This window comes from Actinoplanes sp. NBC_00393, assembly GCF_036053395.1.
Lineage (GTDB): Bacteria > Actinomycetota > Actinomycetes > Mycobacteriales > Micromonosporaceae > Actinoplanes.
Genome location: NZ_CP107942.1, coordinates 207,643 through 226,904, shown reverse-complemented (window position 1 = coordinate 226,904; position 19,262 = coordinate 207,643). Strand labels below are relative to the sequence as shown.

19 protein-coding genes are annotated in these 19,262 nt (G+C 70.4%); 14 read left to right on the top strand and 5 right to left on the bottom strand.

Annotated features, from left to right (window positions below):
• Window positions 1-18 precede the first annotated feature (18 nt).
• Window positions 19-798 carry a hypothetical protein gene (locus tag OHA21_RS00975; RefSeq protein WP_328469127.1) on the top strand — a complete coding sequence of 260 codons (780 nt, stop codon included), beginning with the start codon at window positions 19-21 and terminating at the stop codon, window positions 796-798.
• Window positions 799-822: 24 nt separating this feature from the next.
• On the opposite strand, the gene OHA21_RS00970 is transcribed toward OHA21_RS00975, so the two are convergent.
• The 5 genes from OHA21_RS00970 to OHA21_RS00950 form a co-directional block, all read right to left on the bottom strand.
• On the bottom strand, window positions 823-993 hold the full coding sequence (locus OHA21_RS00970; protein WP_328469125.1) for a hypothetical protein: 171 nt from the start codon (window positions 991-993) through the stop codon (window positions 823-825).
• Window positions 994-1,297: 304 nt separating this feature from the next.
• Window positions 1,298-2,353 carry a tyrosine-type recombinase/integrase gene (locus OHA21_RS00965; RefSeq protein WP_328469123.1) on the bottom strand — a complete coding sequence of 352 codons (1,056 nt, stop codon included), beginning with the start codon at window positions 2,351-2,353 and terminating at the stop codon, window positions 1,298-1,300.
• Window positions 2,350-2,850 (bottom strand): AbrB/MazE/SpoVT family DNA-binding domain-containing protein, encoded by a 501-nt coding sequence (locus OHA21_RS00960; protein ID WP_328469121.1) that lies wholly within the window; start codon window positions 2,848-2,850, stop codon window positions 2,350-2,352. Before OHA21_RS00960 ends, OHA21_RS00965 begins: the two co-directional genes overlap by 4 nt.
• On the bottom strand, window positions 2,847-3,749 hold the full coding sequence (locus OHA21_RS00955; protein ID WP_328469119.1) for a TRM11 family SAM-dependent methyltransferase: 903 nt from the start codon (window positions 3,747-3,749) through the stop codon (window positions 2,847-2,849). Before OHA21_RS00955 ends, OHA21_RS00960 begins: the two co-directional genes overlap by 4 nt.
• Window positions 3,742-4,398: a hypothetical protein gene (locus OHA21_RS00950; RefSeq protein ID WP_328469117.1), complete on the bottom strand. Its 657-nt coding sequence runs from the start codon at window positions 4,396-4,398 to the stop codon at window positions 3,742-3,744. The genes OHA21_RS00955 and OHA21_RS00950 overlap by 8 nt, the downstream gene beginning before the upstream one ends.
• Window positions 4,399-4,794: 396 nt before the next feature.
• Here OHA21_RS00950 and OHA21_RS00945 point away from each other — a divergent pair, with 396 nt between their 5' ends.
• From OHA21_RS00945 to OHA21_RS00885, 13 genes are all read left to right on the top strand, one after another.
• Entirely contained in the window at window positions 4,795-5,649 is an 855-nt protein-coding gene (locus OHA21_RS00945) for a hypothetical protein (RefSeq protein ID WP_328469115.1), read from the top strand.
• Between the two features lie 309 nt (window positions 5,650-5,958).
• Window positions 5,959-6,291, top strand: a complete 333-nt coding sequence (locus OHA21_RS00940) for a pilin (protein WP_328469114.1) — start codon at window positions 5,959-5,961, stop codon at window positions 6,289-6,291.
• A 2-nt stretch (window positions 6,292-6,293) separates the two neighbouring features.
• Window positions 6,294-7,625, top strand: coding sequence for a hypothetical protein (locus OHA21_RS00935; protein ID WP_328469113.1), 1,332 nt, complete (start codon window positions 6,294-6,296; stop codon window positions 7,623-7,625).
• A 13-nt stretch (window positions 7,626-7,638) separates the two neighbouring features.
• Entirely contained in the window at window positions 7,639-8,580 is a 942-nt protein-coding gene (locus OHA21_RS00930) for a PrgI family protein (RefSeq protein ID WP_328469112.1), read from the top strand.
• A complete protein-coding gene (locus OHA21_RS00925) occupies window positions 8,577-10,337 on the top strand; it encodes a VirB4 family type IV secretion system protein (protein WP_328469111.1) in 1,761 nt (586 codons plus the stop codon). The genes OHA21_RS00930 and OHA21_RS00925 overlap by 4 nt, the downstream gene beginning before the upstream one ends.
• Before the next feature lie 58 nt (window positions 10,338-10,395).
• Window positions 10,396-12,810: a type IV secretory system conjugative DNA transfer family protein gene (locus tag OHA21_RS00920; protein WP_328469109.1), complete on the top strand. Its 2,415-nt coding sequence runs from the start codon at window positions 10,396-10,398 to the stop codon at window positions 12,808-12,810.
• Window positions 12,811-13,022: 212 nt separating this feature from the next.
• Entirely contained in the window at window positions 13,023-13,931 is a 909-nt protein-coding gene (locus OHA21_RS00915; RefSeq protein ID WP_328469107.1) for a replication-relaxation family protein, read from the top strand.
• Between the two features lie 313 nt (window positions 13,932-14,244).
• Entirely contained in the window at window positions 14,245-14,937 is a 693-nt protein-coding gene (locus OHA21_RS00910; protein WP_328469106.1) for a hypothetical protein, read from the top strand.
• A gap of 252 nt (window positions 14,938-15,189) precedes the next feature.
• Window positions 15,190-16,254 (top strand): hypothetical protein, encoded by a 1,065-nt coding sequence (locus OHA21_RS00905; protein WP_328469105.1) that lies wholly within the window; start codon window positions 15,190-15,192, stop codon window positions 16,252-16,254.
• Window positions 16,242-16,973, top strand: coding sequence for a hypothetical protein (locus OHA21_RS00900; RefSeq protein WP_328469104.1), 732 nt, complete (start codon window positions 16,242-16,244; stop codon window positions 16,971-16,973). The genes OHA21_RS00905 and OHA21_RS00900 overlap by 13 nt, the downstream gene beginning before the upstream one ends.
• 114 nt (window positions 16,974-17,087) lie before the next feature.
• Window positions 17,088-18,071 (top strand): DUF4192 domain-containing protein, encoded by a 984-nt coding sequence (locus tag OHA21_RS00895; protein WP_328469103.1) that lies wholly within the window; start codon window positions 17,088-17,090, stop codon window positions 18,069-18,071.
• 90 nt (window positions 18,072-18,161) lie between these two features.
• Entirely contained in the window at window positions 18,162-18,683 is a 522-nt protein-coding gene (locus OHA21_RS00890) for a hypothetical protein (protein WP_328469102.1), read from the top strand.
• Complete coding sequence (locus OHA21_RS00885) at window positions 18,680-19,198, top strand: hypothetical protein (protein ID WP_328469101.1); 519 nt, start codon at window positions 18,680-18,682, stop codon at window positions 19,196-19,198. Before OHA21_RS00890 ends, OHA21_RS00885 begins: the two co-directional genes overlap by 4 nt.
• The last annotated feature ends 64 nt before the right edge of the window (window positions 19,199-19,262 follow it).

The window sequence follows — 19,262 nt, the reverse complement described above, 5'->3', positions numbered from 1 at the left end:
AGATCGTATGGTCGTCCGGTGAACGCCCTCATCGACGCCATCCGCTGGTTCAACGTCGACCGAGCCGCGGTACTCGTGGCAGTCGCCGCGCTCGTCGGAATCATCTTCGCCGCGCGGTCGGCAAGGTCAGCGCGAGAGCAGGCCGCAGCCGCGAGGGAGCAGGCTACCGCAGCACGCGAGCAGGTGAAGGTCAGCCGCGAGCAGACCGCACTATTGCTGCGCCAGGTTGAGCAGTCGGAGCTCGTGGAATTTCAACGGCGGACGGCTGAGCGCGATGCGCTGCTGCCCGCCGTGGTGGTGTCCATCCAGCAGGGACGCACAGACCCGAGCGTGCTGGTGCTGGTCGTTGAGAACCTGGGCAAGACAGCGGCCCGCAATGTTCGCATTACGCCCTCAACCGAGCTGATCCGATCCGATGGCAAGAAGATGCACGAGTGGCGGATCTTCACAGACCCGGTCCTGGTGATGCCGCCCGGGCACCGGATGCAGCACCTCTTTGGAATCGGAGGAGTGATATTCAATGGCAAATTCCCGACAGTCTTCAGTTTCAGGGTGGAGGCGGACGGCCCGTTCGGCGCTCTTCCCACTGAAACTTACGACGTCGACTTGGACGCGTTGCGCGACGTGTGGATCGGCGAAACCTCCTTCCACACCCTGGTCCAAGAGATCAAGCGAACAAACCGAGGGTTAGACGAACTCAAGGACGCTGTTCGCAAGCTTGACCCCGAGTACAAGGCGTGGCTCCGCCGCGGGTTGGAGGAACCCCCGTCCGAAACACCAGAAGCAGGGTATCCGTGACCCGGAGGGCGGCCGGCTACAGCTTCAGGCCTTCATCGCCGTAGCCGGCGTAAAGCCGGGCTCGGTCAGTAGGTCGAGGACACCGCCGCCGTCGCCGTAGCTGAGCGTGTCGGTGTTCCAGTCGATCTCGACGCCGTCGCGGTTCTCCTGCAACCAGAGCAGGTTTTTGAGAGCGATACGCGTTTCATCAGTCATGCCATCGACCGTAGCCAGGCTCCGCTCAGAGGTCATCTTTCGTACCACAGCGATTGCCCGGGGCTGCCGCTTCGGAGCCGCTAGACCTGTCATCTGGACATCGAGACCGAACTCGACGCCAGCGAGGTTAGCCGCCAAGACCTCGGAATCGGTTGGCCCATGCTGTTCCAGGTTGTAACTCAATCTAAACCTTGACCAAGAGCACGAAGCGAAGATCAACGTCCGGTCGGTTTACGGGAACACGCTAACCGCCCTGTTGGGACAGGACTGCGGCAATCAGGGAACCCGCGAGCCCATCAGCGGCTCACTGGCGAGAACGATCTCGCTGAGACAGCGCTAGCGGATGCGCCTCCCGACTGAGCGTCGACAACGCCACGGCGACCTCCTCGACGTCCGCCTTGATGTAGCTGGAGGTAGTTCCGGCGTCGCTCCTGCCGCTGTGGCCAGCGTAGGCGCGGGCGATCGCGTATCCGAATTGGCGTTCGACCCAGGTGAGGGTGGTGTGACGGAGCCAGTGGGTGCTGATCTGTTGGGTGGCCACCCAGGGCAGGTGCTTGCCGATGCGCTGCCAGAGGTAGTCGTAGCGGCGGCGGGTGATCGGTTGGCCGTTGCGGTACCGCAGCAGTTGACCTTCCGTTTGCCCATCACCCCGCTGCGCGAAGTGCGCTACCAGAGCTGCCGTCAGGCTGGGCGAGATTGGCTGCCATCGTATGGTTTCGCCTTTCTCGTGGAGCCGGACGAGGCATTGCTCAACGTCGAGATCACTGCGCTGGATGGCGAGGGCCCCGGCCCGTCGGCATGCCGTCTCGATGTGCAGGCGGAGGATGAGCGAGTCGAGGTCGGGATCGTTGCCGGTGCTCGCGGCGACCTCGATGATCTGCGCGAGGCCTTTGTCCGGAAGCGCGCGGCGTGTGCTGGCCTGCCGCCGGGGTTTGGCGACGCGGGCCGCCGGGTTCTTCGATTTGTCGATCAACCGGTCGGCGGCTGCGTACCGGTAGAGGCAGCGCAGGGCGGCGATGAGGTGCTCCGCCGCTGATCTGCCACCCCGGGCGTTGCGTCGAGCCACCACGGTGCTGCGCACTTCCTCCGCGAGCTGCCTGATCTCCAGCGGCGAGGGCTCGTCGATGCGTCGGTTGCCCCACTTTTCGCGGACCCGCCGCCAGTAGGTCTCGTACAGACGGCGGGTGCCTGGGCTGACCGCGGCGGCGACTTGGGGAATGTACTGGTCGAAGGTTGGCGGCTCCGGCTTCGGCCCGGACGTCTGGTCGAGGAGTTGCTCGGGGGTGATGCCGAGGTGGTTCAGCAGGGCGGTGATCGTGGCGATGCTGGCGGCTGCGGACGATTCTGCTGGGACGGTCACCGCGCCCGCCAGTTGACGTCGTGGTGGCCTTGCAGGATGGCGGCAAGCACCAGTGCTGGATAGATCTGCAGGAGCTGCGAGGTTTCGTTCGCCGCCAGCAGAAGGCGATTCCCCTGATTGATTCCGGCCCGGTGGCGCAGCGTGGCCGGAAGAATCAGTCGCCCGCTACGGCGGATCGTCCCCCGAAGACTCCGCGGGGTAGCCGTTCCCAGCGGCCGTTGCACTGTCACGACCTGCTCCTCGGAGACGGCGAAGGCGACAACGTGTCCCGGCCGCCATCCCAGCGTGTCGATGATGCTGGCGGCGACGACTCGCCCGCGGCTGTCGACCACGGACACGGCGAAGAACATCGGATGGGCAGGCCTGCGCGTGATGATCGGCGGTAGCGGCAGACCGGTGGACTGATTCGACGTACTGCGGCTTGCTGGCACATCCGAGTCGAGATCATGCCAGCCGGGCACCGCCGGAAGGGCCTTGCGCAGTGGGCGGCCGTTCAAGGCCGCCGCCTCGTCACGCGCGTAGCTGCAGGGCTCAGGACGACGATGTCGTCGTATCGGATGGCAACAGCCGTCTTCTTGTCACCGTGGGTCGTGGCCGGTCGAGTTTGCCGGCTGGCGCCGTACGGCGTGAGTTGTCCGTCCCGCAGTACGGCGTGGGCGGCGTGCCGGCGGGCGACGACGTTCAGGTCGGCGGCGACTTGCTGAACGATCTTGTCCGAGGCGGCGTCGAGGACCTGGTCGCGCGGGTGCGGCGTGGACACCAGCACGATGAGCCCGCCCGGCTTGAGCAGCGGCACGCAACCCAGCAACACGGCGGTGATGCCGTCGATCAGGTCGACGCGGTCGCGTCGGCACGATCTTCCGGGCGGCGCGGGCGGCGTTGCCGACGCGCGGACGCGTTGTGAACGCCCGGGCATGGTTCGGCTGGACGGCGGCGCGGTGAGGATCAGGCTGGCCGCGCCACGCAGCTCTCGTGGCACACCGTGCGGCAGTTCGGTGGCGTCGCCGCGCAGGATCCGGCTGTGGCCGGTGGCTCCGTTGCGGCGGGCGAGGGCGATGTTGGCGCGGACCAGCGCGACCCAACCCGGGTCGCAGTCGACGCCGAGCGCGTCGCGGCCGGCGTGGGCGGCTTCGATCAGGGTGGTGCCGACGCCGGCGAACGGGTCGACGACCAGGTCGCCGGGGCGCGTGTAGTCACGGATCAGCGTGGCCGCCAGGTCCGGTGCCATCCGGTCCGGATGCGCGGTGGATCCGGCGACGTACCGGCCGCGCCGTTGCGCGATGAGGCTGCGCTGCCCGACCAGTAACGATGCCATCGCCGGCCGCTGCGACGCAGGTTGCTCGGCTGCGACGAACGGATCGTCGCAGACGCCATACTTCGGTTCCCGCTCAGGCATGGCGACTCCGGTGCACCGCGAAGACGAGGAAGTCCATGTGCAGGGCGCCGTCGGCGTCCCGGTGCGCGACGGGCGTATCGGGTTGATCGGTGATCGCGACGATGTGCTGCGACCAGCCCAACCCGGCGAGCCGTGCGGCCGGGAGCATCGGGGTGGTGTGTTCCGCGTAGGTCTCGCTGCCAGTCGCGGCCAGGGCAACGATGGTGCAGCCGTCGGAACGCATCAACCTGCGGCAGGCACCGAACATGTGCACGAGCCGCTCCTGGCTCAGCCCGGTCCGCTGCTCATGAGGCGGCCACGGCAGCACGATCAGCGAGACCATGCCGGTCACATGCTGCAGGCCGTTCAGCGCGTCGGTCCCGGCAACCCAGCGATAGGTGCGGCCGCCGGCACCGGCCGCACCAGCGAGCGCCGGATCATGGCCGATCGACACCACTATATCGCCGGGGCTGGTGTAGAAGCCGATCAGCGACGCCGCGACCGGTGGGGTGAGTTCGTACGGATCGGGGTAGGTGCCGGGAACACGCCAGACGGAGATCGGGATCGGCGGTTCCCAGGACGCCACGGCGATGGAGCCGGCTGCGATCAGCGCGGACGGCGCGAGCGGATCCGCGGCGTCCCGGTCGAGTTCAGGTTCTTCTTCTGTCATACGCAGGTTCGGCTTCCGTGCCGGACCGGCCGTGTTCACAACAACGCATGGCCCAACCGCAGCCCCACCACGCGTCGACAGCACGGGCGCAGCCGCCAACCGGCAGTCAACTGGCCCAGCCGGGGCCGGCTCCGTCCCTGATCCCTATGCGGGATCGTCGGGCAACGAGAACCAACCACGCCCAACACGGCGGCCCTGCCTGCGACGACGGCAGCATCGGTGTCCAGCGATGTCGGAACCCGTACTGCACTGGAGCAGTACCGCGCTGAGCTGGCCCAACAGGCCAACTCAGGGCGGCAATTCGGGGTCTGGCCCGCCGGTGACTTGTTGGTCAACCGGTTCGCTCGGCGTGCGCTCCTGGATGTCGTTCCCCCGTCATCAAGGAGTGACCACGCCATGACCACCTCCCGCCGAGCCGGAACCGGCCAGTCCTGGCCGTCCACGCCGCTGGACGCAGCGCAACGTGCCTTCGACCTGCTCACCTGCCAGCCGCGGCCGCTCACCTTCGACGGCCGGCCGTTCGCCGGGCTTCCGGACCGGCAGCTGCCGCTGGACGAGCTGAAGAATCTGCTCGTCTCGAACGCGACACCCCGGGCCGTCCGCGACGACGTCTGGCGCGACCTGGTGACCAGGGCACGCCGTGACGGGCCCGCCTGGGTGCTCGCCGCGGTAGGCGTCGCCATGCCGGGGCTTCGCCGCACCGCGGGTCGGCTCGGCCGAGGGTGGACCGGCGACTCCAGCGACCGCGACAGCGAACTGCTGACCGGCTTCCTCGACCGAATGCGCACTCTCGACATCCGCCAGAGCCGCATCGCCGGCAAGCTGATCGACGCCGGCGCCCGAGCGGTCAAACAGGCGATCAGCCGGCAGTCGGAGGCCGCCGCGGTCCGGGTTGCTGGGTCGTGGTCGCTGCCGCCTCAGCAGCCGTGGGATCACCCTGACTGGGTACTCGCCCGAGCGGTCGCCGCGGCGATCATCACGCCCGACGAGTGCCTGTTGATCTCCAGCACCCGGCTCGACGGCGTCGCTCTCGCTACGGTCGCCGACAAGCTCGACATCAGCGTTGCTCTCGCCGGCGCCTGGCGGCGCGCGGCGGAGTTGCGGCTTGCCGTCGCCATACGCGCCGGAGAGGTTGATTGGGTTCCCCTGGTACCGCCGAGCGCCACGACTCGATTGGACCGGCCGTCACCGAGCTCGACCAGGCGCCGTGGCGCTAGGCACCAGGCAATGCCGGTGCCCAACCGCAGCTAGCTGCGTCCGGAGATTCCGACGCGGCGGGCAACCCGGGACGCCTGATCCGTCGCCCCGTTGGACGCTGTTGGCGACCCGGGAACGTGCAGGTGCTGGGTTGGGCGCCCAACCGGGGCCCTTGGTGGTCAAGGAATCGCCAGCGAAGCACCTCGCCGCTGGCTCCCGGCGTCGCCGCAGGGCGGGTGGAACGGCTGAGACGGCCGTGTTCACAGCCACCGTCTCTCGTACCGGTGAAGGAGCAAGGCTCCCACGGTCCGCCCGAGCTCTGCGGCGACGTCTCCCATCCACTACCGGGAGGTGTCACCCACCATGTGCCGCACCACAAGGCTCGCCGTGCTGCTCGGCACGGCCGTTCTCATCCTGCTGACTCCCGACCTGGCCGCGGCGGCGCCGACCGCACCGCCGTCGGTCAACGACCTGACCACCGTCATCAACAACCTCCGCTACTGGATCATGGGAGTTCTGGGGTCGGTCGCCACCCTGTTCCTGTGCATCGGCGGCGCCCGCTACCTGATGGCCGGCGGCGACCCGTCGGAGATCGAACGAGCCAAGGGGAGCTTCAAGTCAGCCGCCGTCGGCTACGCCCTCGCCCTGCTGGCCCCGGTCGTGCTGACCATCCTCAACAGCATCCTGGTGAAATAGCCATGACCGACTGGTTCATCGACGGCACCATCGGCTGGCTCGCCACCGCCGTACTCGCCGTCATCGCCGTGCTGTGGAAGCTGCTGTCGCACACCGCCTTCATCACCCCGGACGTGACGACGCTGCCCGCCGTGGCAGCGATCATCGGGCGGGCAACCATGATCGTGAACGTCAGCTTCGTACTCGCGATCATCGCCGCCGGGGTGACGGTGATGATGCGCGAAACCGTGCAGAGCCACTACGGCCTGGGCGAGCTGGCCCCGCGCCTGATCATCGGCTGGATCGGGTCGAACTTCGCGGTGCCGATCTGCACCCAACTGGTCGAGGTCGCCAACGCGGTGACCGCCGCTCTGACCGGTGAGGGCGTGGTCACCAGCGGCGCCTTGCTCCGCCTGCACGTGGTGATCGTGGAAGCCCTGACCAGCCCGCCGAGCATGATCCTCGCCGTGGTCATCGGCCTGCTCATCGTGGCGCTGACCCTGATGCTGATCCTCGCGTGGCTGGTGCGGTTGTGCGTGCTGATCCTGCTCGTCGGGGTGAGCCCGCTCGCGTTGGCTTGCCATGCCACCCCGTTCACCGAGGCGGCGGCCCGGCTGTGGTGGCGGGCCATGCTCGCGGTGCTCGCCATCGTGCTATTGCAGGCGCTCGCCTTGCACACGGCGCTGGCGGTGTTCCTGACGCCGGACGCCGATCTCGCAGCCTTGGGCGTCGCCCGCGATGACTCCGGCACGCTGGATCTGCTCGTCGTCGTCTGTCTGCTGTGGATCACCGTCAAGATCCCGGCCCTGTTGCGCCGCTACGTCACCGGCGGCAGCGGAGGCCGGAACCCCGCCGCGATGTTCCTGCGGATGGTCGTGGCCCAGCAGCTGACCGGCCGGCTGCGCAAGTCGTTTGCCCGGCCCCGTGGCCGTCGCGGGTTCACGAGCACTGCGGCGGCCGGGCCGCCGACGCCCGGCGCGGGTGGCACTCGCCCCGCACTGGCGGGCCTGTCAGGTACCGCCGGGCAGAGGCGGCTGCCGCGGCCGCGCGGCGCCGGCCAGGGTCGGGTCGGGGTTGCGTGGCCGACCGGTCGCGCGGTCAAGCCGTACACCCCGCAGGAGATCGCCGGTGGCGTGGACGTGTACACCCGGACAGTGCCGAAGCGGCCGACGCCTACCCTGCCGCGGTCGTCGCGTCCGCCGATCCGGGCTGCCGGGGTGCAGCCGGATCGCACACCTGCCGGGCCGCGGCCGCCGTTGCCGACGGGTGTCAATCCGGCGACCGCGATGCCGAAGAGGCGCCCGGTACGGCCGCCGACGACCGGCCCGTGGCAGCAGCCGCGGCGCCGCAGCTGAACGGGGCTCTGCTATGGATACTGACCTCGAGGTCCGTGCCCGGGTGCCCGCCGACATCGAAGCCCCTGACCGAATCGTGTGGGGCTTGAATGCCCGGCAGGTGGCAATCATGGCCACCGCTGCGGCGATCGGCTACCTGATCTTCATGAGCGCCGACGCCCTTGTGCCGGTGCCCGTTCTGTTGGCGTTGCTCATCCCGTTCGCCGCGGTCGCGGTGGCTCTCGCCGTGGGACGCCGGGACGGGCTGCCCTTGGACGCGTGGCTGTTGGCCGCGCTGCGCTACCGCCGAGCCCCGCGCCGTGCGGTGCCGGCCCCGGAAGGCGTCAGCGACGCTCCGGCGTGGGCGCCCGCGGCGGCTGGGCCGTCACTCGCGGTGCTGCGCCTACCGGCGCAGACGATCAACGACAACGGGGTCATCGATCTCGGCCAAGGTGCGACGGTGCTGGTGGCAGCGGGCACGGTCAACGTCGGATTGCGTACGGGTAAGGAGCAGGCCGCCCTGGTCGGCGGCTATGCGCGCTGGCTGAACAGCCTGACCGGCCCGGTGCAGGTGGTGGTATCGGCCCGGCGGGTGGATCTGACCGGGCACGCCGTACGCATCACCGACGCCGCCGAAGGACTGCTGAACCCGGCACTGGCGCAAGCGGCCCTCGACTATGCGGATTTTCTGCTGGACGTGGCCGCCGACCGTGATCCGCTGTGGCGCACGGTCACCGTCGCCTGCACAGCCACCGGCCAGCACGGCGCGGCCGCGGAGGCAATGCGCCGCGCCGAACACACCGCGGCGGCCCTGGCCGCACTCGGCGCGCAGACCCAAGTACTGGACGGGCCGACCGCGACGGCGGTGCTGACCACCGCCGTCGACCCTTACCAGCCGACCGACGCGTCGTGGCCGCGTACCCCTGCTGATCACGCAATCACCGCGCACGCCAGCTATCCGGAGGCAGTTCAATGAGAAAACGTGCAGCGCGAGCCGCGGAGGTAGGCGCGGGTCAGGCGGCGATGGCCGCGGCCATCGGCCCAGCCTGCGTCGAAGCCCGCCCGCACCGGCTACGCGCTGGCGACGGCTACACCGCCACCTTGGCCATCACCGGCTACCCACCGGAGGTCGGGTTGGCCTGGCTGGACGCTCTGCTCGCTTGGCCCGGCCGCCTCGACGTGGTCCAGCACGTCGAACCCGTCGCCGCCGAGACCGCGACCGTGCGGCTGCGCCGCCAGCGGGCCCGTCTGGAGGCCAGTCGGCGCCTGGACGCCGATCACGGCCGGCTCGCCGACCCGGTGACCGAAGCGGCCGCTGAGGACGCCGCCGACCTGGCGGACCGGGTTGCGCGCGGCGCGGCCCGGCTGTTCCGGGTCGGCCATTACCTGTGCGTGCACGCCGCCACCGAGCAGGAGCTCGTCGAAGCGGTCGCCGAGGTGCGGGCCGCCGCGGCGTCGGTCATGTTGGACACCCAACCGGCGACCTGGCGGCAACTGCAGGGTTGGACGTCCACGCTGCCGTTGGGTGTGGACAGCCTGCGGATGCGCCGCATCTTCGACACCGACGCGCTCGCCGCCGCCTTCCCCCTCGCCTCCGCCGACCTGCCGGCCCCGCTGCCCGGCGAGCAGATGCCGGCCGGCGGCGTGCTGTACGGGCTGAACACCGCCAGCAACGGCGTCGTCTGGTGGAACCGATGGGCCTGCGACAACCACAACAGCGTCGTGCTCGCCCGCTCCGGCGCCGGCAAGAGCTACCTGGTCAAACTCGAGACCCTGCGGTCACTGTACGACGGCGTGCAGGTCGCCATCATCGACCCCGAAGACGAATACCTGCGGCTATGCGACGCCGTCGGCGGCACCACCATCCAGTTGGGTGCGCCCGGCATCCGCATCAACCCCCTCGACATCCCGGCCGGTGACCGGCGGCCGGACGCGCTGACCCGCCGCGCCCTGTTCCTGCACACCCTGACCGCGGTGCTGCTCGGCGCCCAACCACCGGCGGCCGAACGCGCCGCCCTGGACCGGGCGATCACCGCCACGTACGCGGCGGCCGGCATCACCAACGACCCGGCCACCTGGACCCGGCCGGCCCCGCTGCTGCGCGACCTAGCCGCAGTGCTGGCCGCCGCCGACCAGCCGGCATCCACGAATCTGGCGGCCCGGCTGTCGCCGTGGGTGGAAGGCTCGTTCCGGGAACTCTTCGACGGGCCGACCACCTTCCGCCCGCGCGGGCACCTGGTCGTCTGGTCGACCCGGCAACTCGCCGACGAGCTGCGCCCCGCCGGGATGCTGCTCGCCCTCGACGCAATCTGGCGCGACGTCGACGCCACCGCGGGGCACGGGCCACGTCGGCTTGTCGTGGTCGACGAGGCGTGGACGCTGCTGCGCGACGGCGAAGGTGCCCGGTTCCTGTACCGGCTCGCCAAGGCCGCCCGCAAACGCCGCGCCGGGCTCGCCGTCGTCACCCAGGACGCCGCCGACCTGCTCGGCTCCGAGTTGGGTCAGGCGGTCATCGCCAACGCCGCCACCCAGATCCTGATGCGCCAGGCCCCACAGGCCATCGACCTGATCGCCGACACGTTCGCGCTGACCGCCGGCGAAGCCCGGATGCTGCTCACCGCCGGCCGCGGCCAGGCCCTGCTGCTGGCCGGCGCCCACCGGGTCGCCTTCCACACCGTCGCCTCCGACCGCGAACACCAACTGTGCGCCGGCCTGACCGACCTCGACGACTGACAGGAACCCGCCGATGACCCCGACGCCGCAACCCAGCACCAGCTGGCCGAAAGCCCCGATGCCGGCTCCGCCTGACTCCTGGCTCGTCGACGCCCTCACCGCCACCGTGTCATGGCTGATGCAGCGGCCGTGGCTGGCGCTCACACTACCGTTGATCATCCTTGTCGGCACCGCGACCAGCACCCAACTACGCCGACGCCGGCACCGGCGCCTGACCCGCCACGCCCACGAGGTGATGATCACCCCACCGCCGCAGGTCGAGCCGGCCGGTGCGACCACCTGGTGGGCCAACCTGTACGAGCTACTCACCCCATCGCTGCGACGGCGCGTTCTGCTCGGGATACCGCACGTCGCCTTCGAGTACCGATGGACCGGCCGACAACTGACCATCCACGTATGGCTGCCGGGAACGGTGTCTCCCGGCCCAGTAGCCGCAGCAGTGCGTGCCGCCTGGCCCGGCGCAACGGCCACCATCACCGATGCCGCCGCGCCGCTGCCGATCTCGGACCACAGCCAACGGGCACACGATGAAGGTGGACTTCTGGCTCCGACGCTCCCGGCGTGGTACCCGCTCGAAACCGATCACGATGCCGACCCAACACGAGCGTTGATCGCAGCAGGCACCAGCCTCGCCCGGACGGAAGATGCCTGCGTACAGATTCTCGCCCGGCCGGCATCGCCGCGCCGGATCACCCAACTACGACGCGGCGCGGCTGCGCTGCGCACCGGCCGTCCCACGACCGGCCTGTTGGATCCGGTCGCCTGGCTGCGGGCGGGACTCGACCTGGCGACGGAGTTGCTGACTCCCGTCCGCAGTCCTCACCCGACACGGCCTTCGGCTCGGCCGCTGTCTGCGGATCCGGTCCGTGATCGGGATGCACGGCTCGCGATGGACAAGGCGCTCGCACCTCAGTGGGAGGTGAGCCTGCGCTACGCCGTCGCGGCACGACCGGGCCGCGGCGCGGACGCGGACGTCGATGCGGTCCGCCGCCGGTTAGTCACGCTCGCCCACGGGTTGGCCTCTGCCTTCGGCACCTACACCGGCCGTAACCGGCTTCGCCGGCGCCCTCTGGCGCAGCCGGCCGCAGTACTCGCTCAGCGCCGTCTCTCCCGGGGCTTCCTGCTGTCGGCCGCCGAGTTGGCCGCGCTCGCCACGCTGCCTACTGACGTCGCCGTTCCGGGCCTCGACCGGGCCCGCGCCAAAGCCGCCCCGGCACCGATCGCCGTGCCCGGCGGTGGCCGCAACACCACCGTCCTCGGCCGAGCCGAGGTCGGCGGACACACCGTAGCGCTACGTACGGCCGACGCCCGCCAGCACGTGCACCTGCTCGGCGCCACCGGCTCCGGCAAGTCCACCCTGATGACCCACCTGGTCCTCGACGACGTGAAGGCCCGCCGCGGGGTGGTGGTCATCGACCCCAAGGGCGATCTGGCCCTGGACATCCTGGACCGGCTCCCGGCCGACGTCGCCGACCGGCTCGTCATCATCGATCCGGACCAGCCGGGCGGCGCCACCCTCAACCCGCTGCTCGGCGCCGACCCCGACCTGGTCGTCGACAACATCGTGTCCATCTTCAGCCGGATCTTCCAACGGCACTGGGGACCACGGATCGACGACGTGCTGCGCGTCGCCTGCCTGACTCTGATGCGCCGGCCGAAGCCACGGCTCACGCGAGTGCCACCACTGCTCAACGACCGCAAGTTCCGGGCCGACTACATCGCCGACCTCGACGACCCGGAAGGGCTCAAGGGCTTTTGGGAATGGTACGAGTCGACGCCACCACAGCTGCGCGCCCAGGTGATCGGCCCGGTGCTGGCCCGGCTGCGTTCCTTCCTACTGCGTGACTTCGTCCGCAGAACCCTCGGCACTCCGAAGTCCAGCTTCGACATGGCTCGGGTGCTCGACGGCGGCATCCTGATCGCCCGGCTGCCGAAGGGCCAACTCGGCGAAGAGACTGCCAAACTGATGGGCAGCCTCGTGTTCGCCTCGGTGTGGCAGGCCGCCACCGCCCGCGCCGGCATCCCCGAGGACAAACGCCGCGACGCCTGCCTGTACGCCGACGAGGCGCACAACGTGCTCAACCTGGCCGGGTCGGTCGGCGACATGCTCGCCGAGGCCCGCGGTTACCGGCTCAGCCTGGTGCTGGCCCACCAGAACCTGACCCAACTGCCTCGCGACATCCAACTGGCGTTGTCCGCCAACGCCCGCAACAAGGTCTACTTCAACTGCTCGCCGGAGGACGCCCACCAGTTGGCCCGGCACACCCAACCCGAACTCGACGAACACGACCTGTCCCACCTGGACGCCTACACCGCCGCGGCCCGACTGGTGGTAGCCAATCGGGAGACCGCCGCGTTCACCCTGCGCACACTGCCCCCCGCTCCGCTCGTCGGCGAAGCCGACACGCTGCGCAGAGCGGTCGCCCGCACCGCACCCGTAGAACCGCCCGACGGTGAGCACGACAAAAGCTGATCAGCGGGTAGGGGCCGGTCCGGGCGAACCGGCGGGTGAACCCCTGAGCGGACCCCTGGGCGTGAGATGCACTGCTCGGAACTACCCAACCACCCGCCGTCGCAGCAGCTAGGAGGCCGATGGCCAGCGATCCGCAGCAACCCCGAAATATCCCTGCGGGGGATATTCCTCGACCGGGGGAACCTACCCGTAGAGCCATCATCCGCGACGACTTGCTCGCCGTCTCCTGGCGGTTGCAACCTCGCGACTACGTGATCGCGCACCTGCTCGCCGAACACCGGTTCCTGACCACCGATCAGATCGCGGCGATCCTGTTCCGCTCCCCGCGCACCTGCCGCAACCGTCTCGACGTGCTGCGCCGGATCGGGTTCATCGACTGGTTCATGCCGGTGCACCCCACCCGCGGCCGGCTGCCGGTGCACTGGGTGCCCGGGCGGCTCTCCGCCCGCTACGTCGCCCTGTATCACGGGCAGCGGGTGCCGAGCGGCCGCGCCGTGCGCGACGAGCACGACGCGCATCCGGCGGCGGCGACCCGCATCGGTCACCTGCTGCACGCCGACGGGGTCAACCAGTTCTTCATCGACCTGCTCGTGCACGCCCGCACCCAACCGGTTGCCCGGTTGGCCCGCTGGTGGTCGGCCGCCAAAACCTACGCCAAGGTCAACCACAACACCCGGCCCGACGGGCACGGCGTCTGGGTCGACGGCGAGAAGCAGGTGGCGTTCTTCCTGGAACACGACACCGGCACCGAAGCGCACGCGGTGCGCGCCGGCAAACTGCCCGGCTACCGCACCCTGCACGACAAGGGCGGCATGAGCTGGCCGGTACTGTTCTGGCTGCCCACCACCGCGATCGAACAGCACCTGCACGATCATCTGACGGCCCGGCCCGGCGGTGCCGAGGGCGTCATCGTTGCCACCGCCGCCCGCGACTACGCCGCCGAACACGGCGGCCCGGCCGGCCCGGTGTGGCACCTGGTCGGCCACGGTTCGCAGCGGCGGCGGCTGGCCCAGCTGCCCGGCCCGGTCGGCACCGGCGGGCAGGCCTACCATCCCGGCCCACCCGCCGCCGACGAAGACCCGCTGCATCTGCTGACCGGCAACCCGGGCGCCGGTTGGTGACGACGACGAGCCGCCGGCCCGGCTGGTTGGGTCCGGCCGCTACGGTGAGACCTTCTTCTTCTCCACCTGTTAGCTCCACCGCACCACCCGGCGTGACCCGCCAGCGCAGCGACGTCGCCTTTCGCCCACCCGCCGCACGGCCGGTCGGCGGCGACTCCCGCCCTGGCGAAACCGCCCCCAGCACCACCTTCTTCGCGGCCCCCGGCCGCCCACGAGCGACCTCCGCCTGACGGCGCCCCGCGCCCGGCGCGTCCTCGTACTCCCTGCCGCCTCGTCGCGGCGCAAACCCTGATCCGCATTGGAAGGAGCCGCCATGCGCGCTTCGCCTCCCACCGTCAGTCCGACGGTCAACGCCCCCTGCATCGTGGTGGTCTGCCCCTCATCCGATTCCCGGGTGCCGTTGCCCGAGCGGGCCATCAACGCGGTCACCGCCCACGGCGTGAGCGCCGACCGGCTGGTGCCGCGCTTTCTCACCCGGTCCCGCTGGTCGCGCCAGCTGATCGGCCATCGGTACGGGCGTGCCGCCGGCGGTCCGCTGCGACTGCTGAACGTGGACGCGATGCGCGCGGCTGCGGCCGCCGCAGCCGGCAGGCAATGGCTGCTCTGGCAGCAGGTCGTCGCGGGCACCAAGCCGGCCGACCCGTTCTGGGCCTATGTCGAGCGGCATCACGCCGACCCGGACCGGCACCCGCTGCGCCGCATGCAGGCGGAGTACCTGGCCCAACCGCGGATCCTCGCGATGACCGCATACAACGCGCTGCCCGGCAAACCCTGCCCACTGCCGACGGCAGCGCTGGAGGAACTGCAGAACGGCTACCTGACGTACGTCAACCTGGCGTCGCTTGCCGCAGTCCCCGCTGACGGCCTGATCACCGCCGACGGCGCCCACCTGTCCTCCGCCAGCCAGCGGCTGGCCGACCGGTTGGCCTACCTGGACGCGGCCAACGCCCACCTGGCCGATCTGACCGGCGACACGGTCCTGCTCGCCGTCGCCACCCAACGCTGACCATCTGGCCAGCTCGCGGCTCACTGCCGCATCGCACCTGACCACGAGGTGCCCCTGATCCGCCGGTCACCGCCACCCGTGGGCGGTCGACCGCGGCGATCCCCCTGCGGATCGCGTTCGGAGCGGCTCTTCGCTGCTCCTTCTTCCATCCCGTAGTCCCCCTCGCCTCACAGGCAGACGCCAGGCGCGGACACCGGGATGGAGGTCCCGGTGCGTCTGACGTCCGGGGACGTGTCCCACGGAGGTACCACCATGCCGTGCCGGCAACCGGCCCTCACGGTCAACCCCGAACCCGCAGTACCCGACAGCCCGCAGCCTGTCTGCCCCGGCTGCCAGCAGCCCCATCCCGGTGAACTTTGCCTCTCCTGCCGCCACTGCGCCCGCTGCCGCCATCTCACCGCGCGACACCTCACCGTACGGACGGTCCGCGGCTCGACCATCTGCCTGAACTGCCGCGACGTCAGCTACTGGCAGTGCAGTGGCTGCGACGGCTGGAATCGCGACAACGATCCATGCGGCAACGGCTGCCCGTGCGACTGCGGCAACTGCGACGACTGCGACCAGCGCGACCGCGACTTCGGCGGCCTGATCCACGACTACGGGTACCGGCCGCGACCGGTCTTCTACGGCGACGGCCCGCTGTATCTCGGCCCGGAAATCGAACTCGAAGTCATCGGCGGGGATGCCTACCAGTGCGCCCGGATCGCTGCCGATGCCCTCGGCGATCTCGGCTATCTCAAGCACGACGGATCCCTGGACAGCGGATTCGAGATGGTCGCGCATCCGATGGCCTACGACTGGGCGATCGAACACTTCCCGTGGCCGATGCTGACGGAGCTGAGCCAGTACGGGGCGGAAGCCACCGACGCCACCGGCATCCACGTGCACGTCTCCCGGGCCGGGTTCTCCTCGGTACCGCACACCTACAGGTGGATGAAATTTATCTACCGCAACGAGGCCGACGTGGTCCGCCTCGCCCGCCGGCAGGCACCCAGTTGGGCGGCGTTCAGGCCGGAGGACCGGCGCGCCGTCAAGCACTACGTCAAAGGCGCGGTGTGGGCCGACCGGTACCGGGCGATCAACACCAACAACCCGGACACCCTCGAACTGCGCATCTTCGCCGGGTCCCTGAACCCGGACGTGATCAAAGCGGCGTTCGCGTTCGCTGCCGCGTCGGTGGAGTACACCCGCACCCTGACCGTCGCCGCGATCACCGCGGGCGGCTGGGCGTGGCCGGCGTTCACCGACTGGCTTTCCGATCGGCCGATGTACGCGCCGCTCACTCGGGAGTTGGAGGCGCTGTCATGTGCCTTCTGACGTTCCTGCCGCCGGGCGTGCAACCGGATCCGAACGCCCTGTACAACGGCACCCTGCTCAACGACGACGGGCACGGCTTCGCGATCGTCGCCGGCGACCGGCTGCTGGTGCGCCACAGCATGCACGGCGAGCAGCTGATCGACGAGTTCGCGGCGACCCGGCGGACGTTCGCTGACGGCCCGGCCCTGTTCCACTCCCGGTGGGGCACCGCCGGAGCAGTCGATCTGGACAACTGCCATCCGCTGCGCCTCGGCGGCGACACCCGCACCGTGCTCGCCCACAACGGGGTGCTGCCGATCGACGTGGCCGGCACCGATCCGCGCTCGGACACCCGCATCGCCGCCGACGAGCTGATCCCGGCGATGGGACCGCTGCGGCTGCGCCGCACCCGGCTGCGGCTCAAGCGGTGGATGGGCGCCCAAAACAAGATCGCCATCCTGACCGTGGACCGCCGCTACCGGCGCAACGCCTACCTGCTCAACGAACAAGCCGGCACCTGGGACGGCGGCATCTGGTACTCCAACCACGGCTACCAGGACCTCGTCGCGCCACGCCACCTGCTGGGCCGCAGCACCGCCGAGCCGGGCGCCTGCTGGTGGTGCACCATGCCGCTCGACGAGCGCCTGCACGACTGCCCGTACTGCGGCGCCTGCCAGGACTGCCAGTCCCCCGACGGCTGGTGCCTGTGCCGGCGCCCGCCGCTGCGGCAGGCCGGCTGATCCACCCGTAACCCACTCCCCAGGCCGGGGAACCCGACGTATGTCACCCCGGCAGGTGCCGGGAGTGTGTCCGTGCCCGGGTTCCCCGGTCCTTCTGGACTGGAGAAGAATCCGATGAACAATCCGAACGTCTTTCGCCTGACCAGCCTGCCCGACACCGTCGGCCTGGCCCCCTACTTGATCGGCTACCAGCCCACCGACAGCCTCGTCGCCCTGGCCCAACACGACCACCAAATCGTGTTCGCCCTGGCCACCCCACTGCCGCAGGGCGCCCGGTTCGACACCGAGGCGGCACGCATCGCCCGGCTACTGGTCCGCAAGAACACCGAGACGGTGTTCCTGATCGGCTACGGCACCGCCCAACCGGTCGAGGTCGCCGTCGACGCCACCACCGACGCGCTGCGCCAGGCCGGCATCCCGGTCATGGCCGCCGCCCGCGTCCACGACGGCCGCCTGTGGCACCTCAACTGCGCGGATCGGCTGTGCCCCGCCAGCGGCGTCCCGTTCGATGCGGCCTCCACTGCCACCGCGGCGCAGGCCACCGTCGCCGGGCTGGTCGCCCTGCCCGACCGGACCGCGGTCGCGGCCGGCCTGCAGCCGACCTGCGACGACGAACGCGACGCCACCAGCGCCGCCGTTGCGCGCGCCTTCATCGAGGTCGCCCACCAGTTGGCCGCAGCGGCGGGCGGTGACCGGAACGCCGAGACAGAGCTCGGGCGCCTTGCCGAGACGTTGGCCGCCGAGGCGGTCTCCGCCGCCGGCTCCGGCGAACGGCTCTCCGATCAGCGGGCGGCGCTGCTGTTGGTGCTGCTGAGCATGCCGCGAATCTGGGACACCGCCGCCCGCCACGTCGACCACACCGACGCCCAGATCCGCGCCTGGACGGACCTGACCCGCCGCGCGGAAGACCTGCTCGTGCCCGGCCCGGCCCTCATGCTCGTGCTCGCCGCGCTGCAGGCCGGCAACGGTGTGCTCGCCGACGCCGCCGTGCACCGGGTCCTGGACGCCGACCCGGACGACGCCCTGGCCCGCACCCTGCTGCAGGCCATCCAACTCGGCATCGACCCGCAGGTGGTCAGCCGCATCCTGCGCCACTGATTCTCTTCCACCCGGCCCATGCCCGGCCACCCACTTGGAGCACCGGGCGCAGCCGCGCCCGGTGCTCCCCTATTCACGGGAGCAAATCCGATGGCTTACACCCACTACTGGAGCGTGCCGGTCACGCACCCCGAGTACCGCACCGCCTGGCCGCAGCTGGTCGGTGACACCGTGCGCATCATCGACGCGGTCCGCCGCCACGGCATCGTCATCGCCGGACCCCGCGGCCTCGGACGGCCGGTGCTCGACCCGGCCTGCGACATCGCCTTCAACGGCGACGCCACCAGCGACCTCGACAACGACACCTTCGTTCTGCCGGCCCCGCCGGACAGCAACACCACCGTCTGGGAGGCGAACTTTTGCAAGACCAGCCGCAAACCGTACGACGCCGCCGTCGCCGCTGTCCTGCTGCGCGCCCGGCTCCTCATGCCGGAGGTGTTCCTGCTCAGCAGTGACGGCAGCTGGGATCGACAGTGGCGCATCGGCGCCCGCCTACCGGGCAGCCGCAGCCATGCACCCGCGACCCGGGCTCTGATCGCCGAACTGTTCGGGCCGTTCCCGCACACCGACCCTCTCGCGGCCGTCGACCCGAGCGTGTGGGGTCTGCGATGAGCAACCAACGACCGGACATCCCGGTCCACCTGCGGCGGCGGCCGACCAGTGCCGGCCTGGTCGTACCGGTAGCCACACCACGCACCGCCGACGGGCAGCCGCTGTTCGGCCTGCTGGAGAACTTCCGGCAGCGGCACCTGTTGACCCGGCGACTGTGCCAGATCTGCGGGCAACCCCTCGGTGAGCGGCTCATCGTGTTCGCCCGGCCCGCCGACCTGCTGCTGCACTGCACGTCGGAGCCGGCACTGTGCCCGCCGTGCGCCGCCTACAGCATCCGGGCCTGCCCGATGCTGTCCGGCCGCCTCGAGCACTACCGCCGGCAGACCCGCTCCGGTGTCGCCGGGATCGCTGCCGACACCGGCAGCGAGCTGCGCGCAGACGCGCCCGCCGACGCCTGGTGCGCGGTCTGGCTGCGCGACTACGACGTCGTCACGCATCCCGTCCGCGACCAGGTGCTCGCCGCGTCCTGGCTGCGGCACCCGCCGCTGACCATCCGGCCGATCCCGGCCCGATAACCGAACACCGCCCCCTTGCGGGCGGCCTCACCTCGCGCAAGCGGGCAGGTCGGGGTCGCCGGGT